16 protein-coding genes are annotated in these 16562 nt (G+C 71.6%); 12 read left to right on the top strand and 4 right to left on the bottom strand.

Annotated features, from left to right (window positions below; genetic code table 11):
- Position 1: 1 nt before the first annotated feature.
- The 9 genes from EUA06_RS18230 to EUA06_RS18190 all read left to right on the top strand — a co-directional run bounded on the left by EUA06_RS18230 (position 2) and on the right by EUA06_RS18190 (position 6719).
- Positions 2-250, top strand: a complete 249-nt coding sequence (locus EUA06_RS18230; RefSeq protein WP_129478428.1) for a hypothetical protein — start codon at positions 2-4, stop codon at positions 248-250.
- Positions 251-287: 37 nt separating this feature from the next.
- On the top strand, positions 288-1163 hold the full coding sequence (locus EUA06_RS18225) for a hypothetical protein (protein WP_129478426.1): 876 nt from the start codon (positions 288-290) through the stop codon (positions 1161-1163).
- Positions 1164-1189: 26 nt separating this feature from the next.
- The gene (locus EUA06_RS18220; RefSeq protein ID WP_165354441.1) at positions 1190-1975 is read left to right on the top strand and encodes a class I SAM-dependent methyltransferase; all 786 of its coding nucleotides are present in this window, start codon (positions 1190-1192) and stop codon (positions 1973-1975) included.
- Positions 1976-1984: 9 nt separating this feature from the next.
- Positions 1985-2779: a thymidylate synthase gene (locus tag EUA06_RS18215; RefSeq protein ID WP_129478422.1), complete on the top strand. Its 795-nt coding sequence runs from the start codon at positions 1985-1987 to the stop codon at positions 2777-2779.
- Positions 2776-3282, top strand: a complete 507-nt coding sequence (locus EUA06_RS18210; protein WP_129478420.1) for a dihydrofolate reductase — start codon at positions 2776-2778, stop codon at positions 3280-3282. Before EUA06_RS18215 ends, EUA06_RS18210 begins: the two co-directional genes overlap by 4 nt.
- Positions 3279-3644, top strand: coding sequence for a GntR family transcriptional regulator (locus tag EUA06_RS18205; protein ID WP_129478419.1), 366 nt, complete (start codon positions 3279-3281; stop codon positions 3642-3644). Before EUA06_RS18210 ends, EUA06_RS18205 begins: the two co-directional genes overlap by 4 nt.
- Before the next feature lie 52 nt (positions 3645-3696).
- Entirely contained in the window at positions 3697-4491 is a 795-nt protein-coding gene (locus EUA06_RS18200) for a phosphotransferase enzyme family protein (protein ID WP_242498233.1), read from the top strand.
- A complete protein-coding gene (locus EUA06_RS18195; protein WP_129478417.1) occupies positions 4488-4889 on the top strand; it encodes an NUDIX hydrolase in 402 nt (133 codons plus the stop codon). The genes EUA06_RS18200 and EUA06_RS18195 overlap by 4 nt, the downstream gene beginning before the upstream one ends.
- A 102-nt stretch (positions 4890-4991) precedes the next feature.
- Complete coding sequence (locus tag EUA06_RS18190; protein ID WP_129478415.1) at positions 4992-6719, top strand: M12 family metallo-peptidase; 1728 nt, start codon at positions 4992-4994, stop codon at positions 6717-6719.
- On the opposite strand, the gene EUA06_RS18185 is transcribed toward EUA06_RS18190, so the two are convergent.
- Together EUA06_RS18185 and EUA06_RS18180 are read right to left on the bottom strand one after the other, a co-directional pair.
- Positions 6716-7525, bottom strand: a complete 810-nt coding sequence (locus EUA06_RS18185) for a hypothetical protein (protein ID WP_129478413.1) — start codon at positions 7523-7525, stop codon at positions 6716-6718. The two genes, EUA06_RS18190 and EUA06_RS18185, sit on opposite strands and share 4 nt — an antisense overlap.
- On the bottom strand, positions 7522-7854 hold the full coding sequence (locus tag EUA06_RS18180) for a TfoX/Sxy family protein (RefSeq protein ID WP_129478411.1): 333 nt from the start codon (positions 7852-7854) through the stop codon (positions 7522-7524). The genes EUA06_RS18185 and EUA06_RS18180 overlap by 4 nt, the downstream gene beginning before the upstream one ends.
- Before the next feature lie 61 nt (positions 7855-7915).
- Between EUA06_RS18180 and dapA the strand changes: the two genes are divergently transcribed.
- The 3 genes from dapA to EUA06_RS18165 all read left to right on the top strand — a co-directional run bounded on the left by dapA (position 7916) and on the right by EUA06_RS18165 (position 12377).
- On the top strand, positions 7916-8806 hold the full coding sequence (dapA, locus tag EUA06_RS18175) for a 4-hydroxy-tetrahydrodipicolinate synthase (protein ID WP_129478409.1): 891 nt from the start codon (positions 7916-7918) through the stop codon (positions 8804-8806).
- A gap of 28 nt (positions 8807-8834) precedes the next feature.
- Positions 8835-10520 carry a ribonuclease J gene (locus EUA06_RS18170; protein WP_129478407.1) on the top strand — a complete coding sequence of 562 codons (1686 nt, stop codon included), beginning with the start codon at positions 8835-8837 and terminating at the stop codon, positions 10518-10520.
- Between the two features lie 81 nt (positions 10521-10601).
- Positions 10602-12377, top strand: a complete 1776-nt coding sequence (locus tag EUA06_RS18165; protein WP_129478406.1) for a sensor histidine kinase — start codon at positions 10602-10604, stop codon at positions 12375-12377.
- 78 nt (positions 12378-12455) lie between these two features.
- On the opposite strand, the gene EUA06_RS18160 is transcribed toward EUA06_RS18165, so the two are convergent.
- Positions 12456-16151 (bottom strand): S8 family serine peptidase, encoded by a 3696-nt coding sequence (locus tag EUA06_RS18160; RefSeq protein ID WP_129478404.1) that lies wholly within the window; start codon positions 16149-16151, stop codon positions 12456-12458.
- Positions 16152-16375: 224 nt separating this feature from the next.
- Positions 16376-16534: a hypothetical protein gene (locus EUA06_RS23130; protein WP_165354440.1), complete on the bottom strand. Its 159-nt coding sequence runs from the start codon at positions 16532-16534 to the stop codon at positions 16376-16378.
- Positions 16535-16562: the final 28 nt, after the last annotated feature.

Below are 16562 nucleotides of genomic sequence, written 5' to 3'. Positions count from 1 at the left end.
GATGCCCGGCCAGCCGCCGACCTTCCGCCAGCCGTCGGCCTCCGAGCGGCCGTGGTGGTGGCGCCTCGAGGACGCCGCCGGCGAGCCGGTCGAGGTGGCGCAGTACGCCGACCAGCGCTTCGGCAACCAGGGCGACGCGGAGTCGTGGGTGGGCGAGATCTGGGCCGACCTCGCCGAGCACGGCGTGGCCGCCGTGACGTTGTTCGAGCACGAGCGGCAGGTCTACGGACCGATGTCGCTCAGCGCCTGAATCCATCCGCGGTCGACCACTGCTCCGAAGCATCCAGGTGAGCAGGGAGGCGGGCACGGGAGAGCGGACGGACTTCGCGACGTACGTCTACGCGCGCTGGCCCGACATGGTCGGCGGCCTCGAGGACGAGGGCGTCGCCGCCGACGAAGCGCGCCTCGCCGTCGCCGAGGCGCTTCTGGGCAGGCGATCGTCGTGGCCGCGACGCTCCCGCGACGAGGACGTCGACGTGACGCTCTGGGCGGAGATCCGGGAGCGAGCCGCCCTGCCGCCGACCGGCCAGCCCGCACCCCATGGCGTACGTCCCTACGATCCGCACGACGGCCCGGAGGACTGGTTCGCCCGGGCCGAGGCGCGGCGCGGTGCCCGTCGTCGACGGGGCGCGGTGCGCGTCGCGGTCGGCGTGCTGGTGCTGGCGGTGCTCGCCGCCGGCTGGCAGTGGTGGGCCTCGATCCCGCCCGCGCCGGAGGTGCGGAAGGAGGCGAACTCGCTGCCGGTGGTCTGGTACGCCGCCGGCGAGCTGCACCTCGAGGACGTCGTGGTCGAGCTCCCGGGCATCGACACGTTCGTGGCCGACGGCTCCGGCGCGGCCGCCGTCCTCCGCAACGGCGAGACGGTGCGGATCGACGAGGACGGCGACGTCACGACCATCGACGACCCGCCCGACGCGCTCGACGAGGAGCCCGACCCGCCGCGGTTCGTCGCGATCACCCAGTACGACGTCGTGCTGCAGGCGGCGCCCGTGGCCGGCGGAGGCTGGGCCTACCTCCTGGACTCCTCGCGCCGTGACGGCGCGACGGACGCCGTGCGCCGGTCCGAGTCGGGGCGGCGCGCGCTGGTGGTCTGCCGGGCCGAGCTCGACTGCGCGCCGGCGGTGACGGTCGTCGCGGCGGACGGGGCGATCCGCCTGCGGTGACCGGCCGGGCCGTAGGGTCACGCCCCGTGGCTGAAGCACTCTGGACGGACGTGGCGGGCACCTACGCGCGCAGCTTCGCGGGACTCTGCGCCGGGGCAGTGCCTGCTCTCCTCGACGACCTGCCCTCGCAGGCTCGCCTGCTCGACGTCGGCTGCGGCACCGGCACGCTCGTGGCCGCGGCGCGCGAGGCGGGCCTCGACGCGATGGGGGTCGAGCCCGACCCGGAGATGGCCGCGCTGGCGGAGTCGTTCCTCGGATCGAGCGAGGACGTCGTGGTCGGCGGGCTCCCCGACCTGCCCTTCGCCGACGACGGCTTCGACGTGGTGACCGCGAGCTTCGTGCTCAACCACGTCGACCACCCGCGCGCCGGGGCGCAGGAGCTGGCGCGGGTCGCCGCACCCGGCGGAGTCGTGCGGACGACCATCTGGGGCCGCGTGCCGCCACCGCAGGCGGTCATGTGGAACGGCCTGCTCGACGAGGCGGACGCCGCCCGCCCGCCGTCGCCCCGACTCCCCGAGGACCGCGACTTCGAGCGTTCGCCCGACGGGCTCGCGGGCATCCTGAGCGAAGCCGGTCTCGCGGTGACCCGTGCCGGCTCCCGGGCATGGCGGTGGCGCGTCGCTCCCGACGACCTGTGGGCGGGCCTCACCTCGATCGGCAACTTCGGCGTCACGTGGCGGGCCCAGTCCGAGGCAGTCCAGGCGCGCCTGCGGACGGCGTACGACGAGCTGGGCGGGCCGTGGCGCGACGGCGACCGGTTTGCCTTCGACGTCGAGTGCGTGTCGGTCGAAGCACGCGTGCCCCGGTCGTAGGATCACCTCGTGCGCGCCTACCTCGACCTGCTCCAGCGGATCCTCGACGAGGGCGTCGAGAAGACCGACCGCACCGGCACCGGCACGCTGAGCGTCTTCGGCCACCAGATGCGCTTCGACCTCGCCGAGGGCTTCCCGCTGGTGACGACGAAGAAGGTGCACACGCGCTCGGTGTTCGGTGAGCTGCTGTGGTTCCTGCGCGGCGACACCAACGTCAAGTGGCTCCAGGACCGTGGCATCTCCATCTGGGACGAGTGGGCCGACGACAACGGAGACCTCGGCCCGGTCTACGGCTACCAGTGGCGCTCGTGGCCGACGCCTGACGGTCACCACGTCGACCAGATCAGCCGCCTCGTCGAGGGCATCCGCACCAAGCCCGACTCGCGCCGCCACATCGTCTCGGCGTGGAACGTCGCCGATGTCGACGACATGGCGCTGCCGCCGTGCCACACGCTCTTCCAGTTCTACGTCGCCGAGGGGAAGCTCTCGTGCCAGCTCTACCAACGCTCGGCCGACACCTTCCTCGGCGTGCCGTTCAACATCGCGTCCTACGCCCTGCTCACCCACATGGTCGCGCAGGTGACCGGTCTCGAGGTGGGGGACTTCGTCCACACGATGGGCGACGCCCACCTCTACCTCAACCACGTCGACCAGGCCCGCCTCCAGCTCTCGCGCGAGCCGCGGCCGCTGCCCCGGCTGGTGCTCAACCCCGAGATCACCGAGATCGACGGGTTCGACCTCGAGGACATCGCGGTGGAGGGCTACGACCCGCACCCGGGCATCAAGGCGCCGATCGCCGTATGACCGCTCCCCGCCCGGACCAGCGGGTGGTGCTCGTCGCCGCCCATGCGCGCAACCGGGTGATCGGCGACGGCGGTGCGATCCCGTGGCACCTGCCGCACGACTTCGCGCACTTCAAGCGCGAGACGCTGGGGCACACCCTCGTGATGGGACGTCGCACGTGGGACTCGATCGGCCGTCCGCTGCCCGGTCGCGCGACGATCGTGGTGACTCGCGACGAGTCGTTCGACCCCGGCTTCGAGGGCGTGCAGGTGGCGCACTCGCTGGAGGAGGCCTTCGCCCTCGCGGCCGAGCTCTCGGGCGATGTGATGATCGCCGGTGGCGGCGAGATCTACGCCCTCGCGCTTCCCTTCGCCACCCACCAGGTGCTCACCGAGGTCGACCTCTCGCCACCCGGGGACGCCTTCTACCCGGAGTACCCCGTCGACGAGTGGGTCGAGGTGCGCCGCGAGGTCGGCGAGGGTTGCCAGTGGACGTGGCTGGAGCGGATGGACGCTGCGGCATGACCGGCCCACTTCCAGGCCTGTCCGTCGATCCCGCGTCGGGTGTGCCGCCCTTCGAGCAGGTGCGCGAGGGCATCCGGTCGCAAGTGGGCTCCGGCACCCTGGAGCCGGGCTTCCGGCTGCCACCGGTGCGGTCGCTCGCCGATACCCTCGGCCTGGCCGCCAACACGGTCGCCCGTGCCTACAAGGAGCTCGAGGCGCTGGGCGTCGTCGAGACGCGCGGCCGCGCCGGCACCTTCGTCGCCGGCACCGGGGTGTCCTCGGCGGTCCGCGCCGCCGCGTCGGCGTACGTCTCCACGACCCGGACCCTCGGGCTGAGCGACGACGAGGCCGTCGCTGCCGTACGCCGCGCGCTGGGGCTGTGATCCGCCGGTAACTCGGTCGTGCCCGCTGGCGCTCGCGCCTACGGTGGCAGCCGTGACCGATCCCGAGGACCGCTACGCCGCCGTCGACCGGGCTGCCGAGGCCAACGCGCTGCACCGGCCAGTGGTCATCGAGGACGGCGTGGTCAGCAGGCCGGCGGGCAAGCACACCGCGACGGTCCACAGCTATCTCCGCCACCTGCGCGCGCAGGGCCTGGAGTGCGTGCCCGAGCCGCTGGGCGTCGCCGACGGCACCGAGACCCTGCGGTTCATCGAGGGCGCGGACGGCGGCGACGGCTGGTGGCACCAGCACACCGACCAGGGCCTCGCCTCGGCCGCCCGCCTGCTCCGGCGGATCCACGACGCGGGAGCCGGCTGGTCGCCGCCCGAGGACGCGGTGTGGGGTGCACGGCCGGTCGCCGGTGAGGACGTCGTGCCGTGCCACGGCGACCCGGGTCCGTGGAACTTCATCTGGCGCGACCAGGAAGCCGTGGCGCTGATCGACTGGGACTACCTCCACCCGGCGCCGCGGGTCACGGACGTGGCGTACGCCCTGCGCTGGTTCGCGCCGCTGAGGGCCGACGAGCACGCGCTCGAGTGGCACCACTTCCCGGAGGTGCCGGACCGGGCCGCGCGGGTGCGCACTTTCGTCGAGGCCTACGGCGACCTCCCGGACTTCGACGTCGTGGACGCGGTGGTCGAGCGGATGCAGGCGGTGATCGAGCTGATGCGCGACCTGGCCGCGCGCGGGGTCGAGCCGCAGCGCACCTGGGTCGCCGACGGCGCCGTTGAGGCGGACCTCGAGGAGATCGCGTGGATCGAGCAGCACCGCGAGATGCTGGGGCGATGACCGACAACCACATCGTCGTCGCAGCGGTCGCGCTGGTGCGCGACGGCCACGTGCTGACCGTGCGCAAGCGAGGCACGCACCGGTTCATGCTCGTCGGCGGCAAGCTCGAGCCGGGGGAGTCGGCCCGCGACGCCGCGCTGCGGGAGACCCGTGAGGAGGTCGGCCTGCGCATCGAGGAGGCGACGCTGCTCGGCGAGTTCCACTCCGAGGCCGCCAACGAGCCGGGGCACACGCTCCACTCGACCGTCTTCCTGGTCGAGTCCGACGCCGAGCCCGTCGCGTCGGCCGAGATCGCGGAGGTGCGCTGGACGCCCCTGCACGACCACCCGGACGACCTCGCGCCGATGCTCGAGCACCACGTGCTCCCCAGGCTTGTTGAAACCTTGACCAATGACTGAATCTGAGGTGGCTCGACTGTCACCATGCCGTGCATCTCTGCGCCGTATCAATAGGTCTCGTCTTCTCGGGACCATTGATTCCAGCGTGGGGGTTGCACCGTCGTGGGTGTTCGTTCGTTTCGTGTCCTTGTCGCGCGCGCTTTCGTTGCCGCGACCGTTGGTGCCGCCGCCATCGGCGCCCCGGGTGCCGCCCAGGCGGCGCCGACGACGGGCCTGCTCGACCTGACGTGCGCGCAGGCCCTGCTGCAGCAGACGACCCGGCTGTCGGCGGCCCTCCAGTCGGGCCTGAGCGAGGCCGTCGTACGCCTCCTCAACAACCTCACCGGCGACCAGGTCGAGCACCTGGCCGCGGACAGCACGTCGTGGCTCGACGAGTGCGGCCGGGTCTTCGTCGCCGACGAGGGGATCGAGCCGGCGCAGCGGGTAACGGCCGACCCCGCGCCACGCGACGCCGTCCCGACGGACGTGTTCACGCTGTCCTCGCGGCCGGGCTCGACGCGCACCATCTACCTCGACTTCGACGGCGCCACCTACTCCGGCACCCGGTGGAAGAGCGGTGCCGAGATCGTGTCGCCGGCCTACAGCATCGACGCGGACCGCGCGACGTTCAGCGAGGTCGAGCGGGCGCAGGTCTACCTCGCCTGGCAGACCGTCGCCGAGGACTACGCCCCCTTCGACGTCAACGTCACCACGCTGCGCCCGGACCCCTCGGCCCTCACCCGAACGTCGAGCGCCGACCTGACCTACGGCATCCCCGTCGTGGTCAGCCCGACCAACTCCGTCGGCACCGGCTGCGGCTGCGGCGGCCTCTCCTACGTCGGGATCTTCGGCACCGTCGGCGCCACCGACTACCAGCCGGCGTGGATCTTCACCAACGGTTCCGGCACCGGTGGCTACAACGTGGGCCAGATCATCAGCCACGAGGTCGGCCACACCTTCGGCCTGAGCCACGACGGCACCAGCCAGGCGTCCTACTACGCCGGCGCCAAGGGCTGGGCCCCGATCATGGGTGCGTCCTACAACCGCCGGGCGTCGCACTGGTCGACGGGGGAGTACGCCGATGCCAACAACACCGAGGACGACACGGCGATCATCGCCCGGACGGCCCCCGTCGTCGCCGACGACCACGCCAGCAGCCCGTCGGCCGCGACAGGCCTGACCGCGGGCACCCCGGTCGCCGGGACGATCACCACGCGCACGGACACCGACGCCTTCTCGTTCAGCGCCTACGGCCGGACCGCACTGACCGTCTCCGGTCCCGCCGGCTACTCCGACCTCGACGCCCGGCTGACCATCCTCAGCCCCCAGGGCGCCACGATCGCCACCGTCGACCCGACAGCCGACGTGTCCGACGACGCGTCGATGGCGGCCACCTGGCTGGTCGACCTGCCCGCGACCGCCGCGAGCTACGTCGCCGTGGTGGACGGCACCGGGGTGGGCGCACCCTCCGAGGTCGGCCGCTACAGCGACTACGGCTCGCTCGGCGCCTACACCGTGTCGCTCTCCACGGGCGGCAGCACCGCCACACCGCTGGCGACGCCCACCACCTCGACGACCACGACGTCCGTGCAAGCGATCGCCTTCGTCACCACCCGCCTGCCGCGGGCACGCGCAGGTGCGGCCTACCGCGCGGCCATCCGCTTCCGCGGCCCGGTCTCGGAGGCGCGCGTCGACTGGCGGCTCCCGCGTGGGCTGAAGTGGAAGGTCGTCGACGACCGCATCGTGATCCACGGTCGCGTCCGGGCGAGCTCGGCCGGCAGGTTCGCGACCGTGCTGTCCGGCCAGGACCGGTCGGTGCGTCGGGTGTTCCGCCTCGTCGTGCGGCGCTAGGCGGGCGCGAAGAGGTCCAGTTCGCTGCCCCAGCCGTCGATCATCCCGGTCGTCCGGGTGTGGCCCCGCTCCTCGTCGTACGCCGTGCACGCGGCTCGGACGCGGACGAAGGTCTCCCGGATCGCAGCGACGTCGCCGGTGAGCGTGCGGTCGAGCAGTCCGAGCAGCTCGTCGGCCGGCCATCCCTCGACCGGGTGGTGGCGCAGCTCCCAGGGCAGGTAGCTGTTGTAGGGACGCACCCGGCCCGCGATCGAGAAGACCACGTCGAGCAGCCACGGGACCGACTCGGCGGCGTCGAGCCTGGCCTCGAGGGGTCGGCCGCCGCGGTCGTTCTTCAGCGCGCGGTAGGCGAAGTTGATCCAGCCGTCGAGCCGGTCGTGGTCGATCAGCATCGCGTCGGCCTCGTCGGGCGTGAGCACTGCCTGTCGCCGAGCGGCCTGCGCCAGCTCGCCGCCGGTGCGGTCGAGCAGGACGGGAGCGTGCGCGTAGGTCCAGCGGAACCACCAGCCGCCAGTGCCGAAGGCCGGCACGTCGAGCAGCTCGGACCAGGAGTCGACGGCCTCGTCGACGTCCGGCGAGTGCGCCGTCTGCCGGTGCGCCGCTGCCTCGTCGGTGAGCACGACCACGACGTCGAGGTCGGAGTGCGGGGTGGTGTGGTCGCGACCCGCCGAACCGCTCAGCAGGATGCCCAGCAGGTCGTCGCCGTGCGCCGCGTGGTTGCGCTCCGCCAGTGCGACGAGCGTCGCCCGCTGCTCGGCAGTGAGCCAGGCGGGCAGCGCGAGGTCGACCGTCACTCCCGGGTTCACTTCGGCGGGAGCGTGCGGACGTAGGTCGCGCCGCGGTCGACCCACAGCTCGAGCTGGTCGTCGTCCGCAAGGGCGTCCTGCGACACCAGCAGCCAGCCGGTCATCTCGCGCCCGCGCATCTCCATCGGTCGCACCGCGTCGCCGTCGAGCCACTGCTCGCCCTGTGCGGGGTCGGCGCGCACCATCAGCGAGCCGGCGCTGCCGGCGGCGACGGCCATGTGGCCGTGGAGCATGAAGCCGAGGCCGCCGAACATCTTCTTCGACGTCCACCCCTCCTCGCCGTCGACCAGGTCGTGGATGCGCTGCGCCAGCACCTCGTCGTACGCCATGGCACGAGTATGCGGCTCGCCGACGACAGCGCGACGGAGGTGGGGCGATAACCTAGGCATCATGAGCTCCAACGCCCCGTTCGGCCGCCTGCTCACGGCAATGGCGACCGCGTTCCACGAGGACGGCAGCGTCGACCTCGACGGCACCGCGGCGATCGCGGCCCACCTCGTCGCGCACGGCAACGACGGCGTCGTCGTCAGCGGCACGACGGGGGAGAGCCCCACCACCTCGGTCGCCGAGGACGGCGAGATCCTCCGAGCCGTCCAGGACGCGGTCGGCGACCACGCCGTCGTCATCGCCGGCGTCGGCACCAACGCCACGGCCCACTCGGTCGAGCTCGCCCGGCAGGCGGAGAAGGTCGGCGTCGACGGCGTGCTGCTCGTCACGCCCTACTACAACAAGCCCGGCCAGGTCGGCCTGCAGCACCACTTCTCGAGCGTCGCCGAGGCCACAGACCTGCCGGTCATGCTCTACGACGTCCCCGGCCGGTCCGCGAGCCTGATCGAGATCGACACCTACGAGGCGATGCGTCGCTACGACCACGTCACGTCGGTCAAGGAGGCCTCCGGCCTGCTGGCACGCACCGCGCAGCTGGTCGACATGGGCTACTCCGTCTACTCCGGCGACGACGTCAACACCCTCGGGTACCTCGCCTACGGCGGCGTCGGCCTGGTGTCCGTGGTCGCGCACGCTGCCGGCGACCGGCTGAAGGCGATGCTCGACGCCTGGGACGCAGGCGACCACGCCGGGGCGCTACGCATCCACACCTCACTGCTTCCCGCATTCGACGCCATCATGGGCGTCCCCAACTACGGAGCCACCACCGCCAAGGCAGCCCTCGAGCTGCTCGGCGTGCTCGACAACCGCCGCGTCCGCGGCCCGCTGGTCGCCCTGGACGACGACGAGGTCACCGCGCTGCGCGCCGGTCTCGCCGCCGCCGGCCTCCTGTGACATCCACGTCTGACACCGAAGGAATCCCTTGAGCCACCCTCACCCCGACCTGAGCACGCCCGGCCCCCTCCCCGCCGGAGGCCTCCGGGTCATCCCGCTCGGAGGACTGGGCGAGGTCGGTCGCAACATGACCGCGTTCGAGTACGACGGCCGCCTGCTGCTCGTCGACTGCGGCGTCCTCTTCCCTGAGGACCACCACCCGGGCGTCGACCTGATCCTCCCCGACTTCGAGCCCATCCGGGACCGCCTCGACGCCGTCGAGGCACTCGTGCTGACCCACGGTCACGAGGACCACATCGGCGCCACGCCGTACCTCCTGCGCGAGCGGGGCGACATCCCGCTCGTCGGCTCCAAGCTCACCCTCGCCCTGCTGGGCTCCAAGCTCCGCGAGCACCGTCTCAAGGAGACCGCGCAGTACGAGGTCGCGGAGGGGCAGACGATCACGTTCGGCCCGTTCGTGCTCGAGTTCGTCGCCGTCAACCACTCGATCCCCGACGCGCTCGCCGTCGTGATCCGCACCGGTGCCGGCGTCGTGCTGCACACGGGCGACTTCAAGATGGACCAGCTCCCGCTCGACGGCCGGATCACCGACCTCAACGAGTTCGCCCGTCTCGGTGACGAGGGGGTCGACCTCTTCCTCACCGACTCCACCAACGCCGAGGTCCCCGGCTTCACCACCTCGGAGAAGGAGATCGGCCCGGTGCTCGACCGGGTCTTCGCCAAGAGCGAGCAGCGGATCATCGTGGCCTGCTTCGCCTCGCACATGCACCGCGTGCAGCAGGTGCTCGACGCGGCCGTCGCGCACGGCCGCAAGGTCGCCTACGTCGGCCGCTCGATGGTGCGCAACATGGCCATCGCCCAGGAGCTGGGCTACCTCACGGTGCCGCCCGGCGTGATGGTGGAGGCCAAGGAGCTCGCCGACCTGCCGCCGCACAAGCAGGTCCTCATCTCGACCGGCTCGCAGGGCGAGCCGCTCGCCGCGCTGAGCCGGATGTCGCAGAGCAACCACCACTTCGTGCACCTCGAGCCCGGCGACACCGTGGTCCTCGCCAGCTCGCTGATCCCGGGCAACGAGAACGCCGTCTACCGGGTGATCAACGGCCTCTCGCGCCTGGGCGCCAACGTCGTGCACAAGGGCAACTCGCTCGTGCACGTCTCCGGCCACGCCAGCGCCGGCGAGCTCCTCTACTGCTACAACATCGTCAAGCCCCGCAACGTGATGCCGGTGCACGGCGAGGTCCGCCACATGCGGGCGAACGCCGACCTCGCCCGCGCGACCGGGGTCGAGAACGTCGTGCTGGCCGAGGACGGCGTCGTGGTCGACCTCGTCGACGGCGTCGCCAAGATCGTCGGCAAGGTCGACGTCGGCTACGTCTTCGTCGACGGCACCACGATCGGCGACATCTCCGAGGCCTCGATGAAGGACCGTCGCGTCCTCGGCGAGGAGGGGTTCCTCTCGGTCATCGTGGTCGTGGACTCCGTCACCGGCAAGGTGGTGTCCGGTCCCGAGATCCACGCCCGCGGCTTCGCCGAGGACGAGACGACGTTCGACGAGATCCGCCAGCCGATCATCGACGCGATCCACTCCGCCGTGCAGGAGGGGGTCACCGACCCCCACCAGCTCCAGCAGACCATCCGACGCGTCGTCGGCCGCTGGGTCAACCGGGCGCACCGCCGGCGCCCGATGATCATTCCTGTCGTGATCGAGGCGTAGGGCCCTGACGCAAGCCCTAGGATTCCCGCGGGGCAACCGGGGACGAGCGGTGCCGACGTCGATCTGGGTGGGGAGGTGTACGTGGCGCACAACATGGATGCGCTGAGCCGCCTCGCCGAGCTCATGCGTCGCGTCAACTCCTCGACCGACACCGAGGTGATCCTCGAGGAGATCGCCCACGGTGTCGTCGACGTCCTCGGCTACGGCGTCGCGGCCATCGCCCGCCTCGAGGGCGACACCCTCGTGATGACCAACGTGGCGGGACCGCCCGAGGTGGTCGCGCAGATCCTCCACCGCAGGACGCCGGCCGAGCAGATCCTCGACGAGTTCCGCGAGGCCGACCGGTGGGGCATCCTCCGGTTCGTCCCGGCGGGTCGGATGTCGGAGGAGCGGCTGCGCGCGGCCTGGATCCCGGAGGTGCCGGTCAGCGACGACCCCGAGGCCTGGCACCCCGAGCACGCCCTCTACGCGCCGCTGTACTCGGCCGGCGGCGAGCTCCTCGGCAACATGGCCGTCGACCTGCCGCCCGGCGACCGCGTGCCCAACCTCACCGACCGCGAGCTCCTCGAGATGTTCGCCGTCCAGGCGGGCGTCGCCCTGTCCAACGCCCGCGAGCGCGAGCGTCTCACCGACCGGCTGCGGCTGGACCGGATGCTGACGTCGGTCGCGGGAGCCGGCACCCAGCACAGCCTGCCGCAGGCACTGACCTCGGCGGTCGCAGCGGTCGCGGAGTGCTTCGGCACCGTCCAGACGGTGGTGCGGACGTTCCCCGCCGACGCCCAGGGCAGCCAGATCGGCATCGCCACGCCGCTGGCCTTCACCCCGGAGGACGACGTCCCGGAGATCCGCACCGACCTCGCGGAGCTCGACGACCTGAAGGTGCTCATCGAGCTCGGCGTCACCGACCAGGAGTCGACCAGTCTCCCGCTCAGCGCCCCCCGCATGCAGCGGCTCATGCGCGGCATGCGGGTCGAGCGGGCGCTCGTGTGCCCCCTCGTCTCGCGGGACGAGCTGGTCGGCTACCTCGTCCTCGGGTTCGCGCGCCACGCGCGCCCGCTGACCTCCGCGGAGGCCGACGCCGTGCTCGAGGTCGGCCGCCTGCTCGCGCAGACGGTGCGCGCCTCACGCGTGCTCGAGACCGAGCAGCGGCTGGTGCAGGAGCTCCGCGAGCTCGCGCGCTACCGCAGCGAGCTGATCGCCACGATCTCCCACGAGCTCAAGACGCCGCTGACCGCGATCCTCGGCCACGCCGAGCTCATCGCCGACCGGCACCCCGACCTCACCTCGATCGACGCGATCATCCGCAACGCGCAGCGGCTCAACAACCTCGTGGCCAACCTGCTGCACTACTCGCGGATCCAGGGCCGGCGCGAGACCGTGCGCCGCGCCGTCGACCTCGCCGAGCTGTGCGAGGCCAGCGTGGACCTCCTCGGGATCCGCGCCAAGCAGGCCGGCGTACGCCTCTCGTTCACCTCGTCAGGCTCGGGGCCGGTCGTCGTCTTCGGCGACCCGGAGGAGCTGGCGCGGGTCATCGACAACATGGTCGACAACGCGGTGAAGTACACCCCCGAGGACGGCACCGTCGAGGTGGCGATGACCGTCTCCGACGACGAGGTCAGCGTCGAGGTCACCGACACCGGGCTCGGCATCTCGGTCACCGACCAGGCGCACGTCTTCTCGGCGTTCCACCGCTCCACGAACCCCAACGCGCTGTCGGTGCCGGGCACCGGTCTCGGCCTGCCGATCGCGCAGCGCATCGCGGAGTCCCACGGCGGCACCCTCTCGGTCGCCTCCCAGCTGGGCCGGGGGAGCACCTTCACCTTCACCCTGCCGCTGCGCTCGACGCGCGACGCCTGAGCTCCTGCTGCTCGGCCCGGACAGGCCGAAGGCCCCGGCGGATCTCTCCGCCGGGGCCTCCGGATCTTGCAGCTCAGCTCATCGCACGACGCGGAACCTGATGCGGTCCTTGCTCGTGTCAGCGGTGTCGGAGCCCTTGTACTTCGCCTGGGCGACGTGCTTGCCCACGAAGTAGTCGCGCTCGATCCGGAACACGGCGCGGCCGTCCTCCAGCTTCGCGCGACCCATCCGCTTGCCGTCGATGCGCAGCACGATCTTGCCGGTCGGGGTGGTCCCGTCCGCCTCGACCTTCACCACGACCTTGAAGTTCTCCCGGTAGGAGGGCTTCTTCGGCTTGATCCGCACCGACGTGTCCGTCTCGACCGTGCCGGGCGCCGGGGTCGGCGTCGTGGTGGGCGGGGTCGTGGTGGGCGGCGTCGTGGTGGGCGGCGTGGTCGGGTCCTTCAGGGCCACGACCTGGGCCTTGGCGCCCACCTTGTTGTGCAGGTGGACCATCATCAGGCCCTTGCCGCCGTCGGCCGCGTAGCTGGCCGCGTTGCGGGTGACGGTGAGCGACGAGCCCGACTTGTCGAGGACCAGGGGGCCGGCGCCGTTGGCGTCGGTCACGCTGATGCCCGGGTTGAACACGTCCGCCGTCAGCGACACCCGGCCCGTGTTCGGGTCGAGACCGACAGCGTCGATGTAGTCGCCGCTGAGGTTGGTGTAGCTGATGAACCCGTAGTTGATCCGCGGGTTCGACGGGTTGACGCCGAACGCCTTCAGCTCCTCCAGCCACACCGGCATGATCATCGTGTCGCTGTCGAAGGCCGCCGTGTCGACGTCGCCGAAGCGGTTGTTGAGCAGCTGGGTGTCGATGACCGCGGCCGGGGTCCTGGTCAGGTCGACCAGGGTGACCACGAAGACGTCCTCGTCGAGGAGGCGCGTGTTGTACGCCACCAGCTCGGGGTTCTTGTCCCCGTTGGTGTCGATGTAGAGGTCGTACTCGATCTTCGACGCCGGGGTGCTCCACGCACCGTGCGCGTTGACGGCGAAGTACGCCTGCGACGCGGCCTGCGAGCCCTGGACCGGGTAGTCGGAGGTGACACCGATGTGCGCGATGTCGGCGAACCGCTCCTCGGGCAGGTTGAGGCAACCCGCGTCGAGGGTCTCGGAACACATCGGCTCCAGACCGTCCACCGCAGCCAGCTCGAAGCCGGCAGCGACGGAGAAGATGTCGTTCGACGCGTCGCCGTCCAGGGCACCGTTGGCGACGTCGTCACCGGTCAGTGCGAGCTGGGCGGACGAGTCCCCGACCGGCATGGTCAGCTCGGCGGCCTGCGTCATGGCGGACGCGGGACGCGGAGCGGCGTAGACCGGGACGCGCAGGGCGACACCGCTCTGCGGGGTCAGCACGACGCGACCGCTGGACGCGGAGAGCACCTCGCGCGGGAGCTGCCCGGCGTTGTCGAGGTAGCCCGTGGTGGGGTCGGCGGTCTTGGTGAGGGCGCTGCGACCGGAGACCGAGAAGGTCACCGTCACGTCGGCCGAGCCACCTGCGGGAACCGTGACCGAGGCCGGCGAGACCGACCACGAGGCACCCGGGATCGAGGTGGCGGAGGCGTACGACGTGGCGTAGGTCGCCGCGGTCGTGCCGGTGTTCTGCACCTTGACCGTCTTGCTCATCGACACGGGGCCGGTGACCTCGATCGCGCCGAACGAGACGCTCACGGCGCCCGGGTCGTCGGTCACGTAGGCGAGCACCTGGTTGGCGAGCGCGGCGTCGGCCTTGATGCGGCCGGCACCCACCCGGTTCGGGGCGTACTTCGCACCGGTCCGGTTCTTGCCGAGGAACAGGTCCTGGCCGGCGGTGTTCATGATGTCGGCCTTGATCATCTCCGGCGTCCAGGTCGGGCGCAGGCCCTTCACCAGGGCAGCCAGGCCGGCGACCATCGGAGCGGCCATCGAGGTGCCGCTGAGGTCCTCGCCCCGGGTCCCCGAGCCGACTCCGGTGGAGTAGACGCTGGTGCCGACCGCAGCCACGTCGGGCTTCAGTGCGCCGGCCGCGTGGCCGCCGCGCGAGGAGGAGGAGTTGACGGTGTCGACGTCCGCGGGGAAGTTCTGCTTCACCGTGCCGTACGACGTGCCGGTGACCGTGACGGGGGTGGCTGCGGCGAGGGCGGTGCGGATGGCGTCACCACCGCTCTTGACCACCAGCACGCCCGGGATGACGGCGCTGCCGGTGATGCCGGCCTCGAACGTCTCTCCCGAGTTGTGGAAGATGAAGCCCTTCGCGCCTGCTGCGGCGAGGTTGCCGCCGCGGGCCACGGAGCCGCACTCGAGCCCGGCACCCTGGGTCCACTTGACGAGCGCGACCTTGCCGGCGACCTTCGCCGCGTCGGCGGTGCTGAGGGCAGCACAGGCGGTCTCGTTGGAGCCGGTCAGGGCGACGACGTCGCCCGTCAGGTCGGGCTTGGTCTTCCAGTCGTAGGCGACGCTCCGGCTGATGCCGTGACGCTGCGCGTCCGAACCGATGGTGACCTCGAGCCCGTCGAGGACGCTCTCGGCGTCGACCGTGTTGGCGACGGTGATGGCGCGCACGGACGAGCCGGGCGAACCGCTGACGTCCTGGACGTCTCCGGAGTTGCCGGCCGAGATGGCCATCACCACGCCGGCCTTGGAGGCTGCGTCGGCCATGACCGCGTCACCGTCGTTGGGGGAGCCGTAGCCCGAGCCCAGCGACATGTTGACCACGTCGACGTGGTCGTTGGGCACGCCGTCGCCGTTGGGGTCGACAGCCTTCTCGATGGCGGCGGACACGACGTTGGTCGAGCCCTCGCAGCCGAAGACCTTCAGCGCCATGAGCTTGGCGGCGGGCGCCATGCCCGGCCCGATCTTCATCGTGCCGAAGGGCGTGGAGGCGTTGTAGGCGCCGGTGTAGGTCGAGCCGTCGGCGTTCTCGCCGAAGCCGGCCGCCGAACCACCGACGTGGGAGCCGTGGCCGCCGCAGTCGAGCGGGTTCGGGTCGGGCTTCGGGACCGACCTGGCCGCGACGTTGGCGTCGTACGCGTTGCCGACGAAGTCCCAGCCGCCGACGACCTTGGCCGTCGGGAAGAAGGACGACGTGTTGGTCGCGGTGTCCGACTTCGCGTACTCGGCCTCGTAGTCCGACACCTGGCCGGTGCCACCGAAGTTGGCGTGGGTGTAGTCGAGACCGGTGTCGATGATCGCGATGGTCGTGCCCGCGCCGGTCTGGCTGTTGGCCGTCCACGCGGCCGGGGCGCCGTGGAGCTGCACCGCAGAGGCGTTGGAGGGGGTCTTGGCGGCGATCGGGTGCACCGACTGCACGCCCGACAGGGCCTCGAGCGACGCCTGCGTGGCATCGGAGGTGACCGCGACGGCTGCCAGGGCGGCCTGGGTGCGGTAGAGCACGTCGGAACCGGCCGGAAGCTGGTCGATGACGCGCTCCTGTGCCGCCTGCACGCGCGTGAGCTGGTCGCGGGCGGCGGACTGAGCCGCGGTGCCCTTGCCCCCTGCGCGGTTGAACGCGGCACTGGTGCTGCTGGTGTCGAGGGTCAGCAGGTAGGCCTGGCGGCCCGCCGAGGCGCGCTCGGCGAGCCGCTGGGCGACACCCCCGTCGCGGTCCTTCTGCGTCAGTGACTGGGGGCCGGCGTTGAGGTCGCCGGGACGTGTGGCCGCTGTCGACGGCGACACCCCGAGAGTGGCCGTTGCGGCCAGCGCCGTGGCGGTGACGGCAACAGCCGCCGTGCGCCACGGGCTACGAGAGTGCTCGGACAAGATTCCTCCACTTGGGAACGGATGAGACGTGCCACCACGCGGGTGACCCGGGTCACCCTAAGGACATCTCGGACGTTCTCCCTACAACTTTCGAATGGATTCTTGGATTTCCTACTGGTCGTGACCGAGATGCTCCTCAGGGGTGGAGTCACCCCTCCCTCGGACTGCTCACGCACGACACGCATGCGTGTGATCCCTGTGGCTGGTGTGACTTGGCCGTAGGGTCACAGCATGGCGACCCGTACGTCTTCCCCGCCGGGGTCGCGGAGCACGAGCACGTCCGGTTCCAAGAGCCGGTCCAAGGCCTCGAGCACCCGATCCCGGAGTACCAGCAAGTCCGCCCCTCGCTCGAGCTCGACGAGGAGCGGCTCCAGCGCGGCCAAGCGTCGCCCTGCGTCGCGTCCGGCACCC

Source organism: Nocardioides glacieisoli, assembly GCF_004137245.1.
GTDB classification, from domain to species: domain Bacteria; phylum Actinomycetota; class Actinomycetes; order Propionibacteriales; family Nocardioidaceae; genus Nocardioides; species Nocardioides glacieisoli.
Note: the sequence above shows the minus strand (reverse complement) of the source record. Positions and strands in the feature narration are given on the sequence as shown.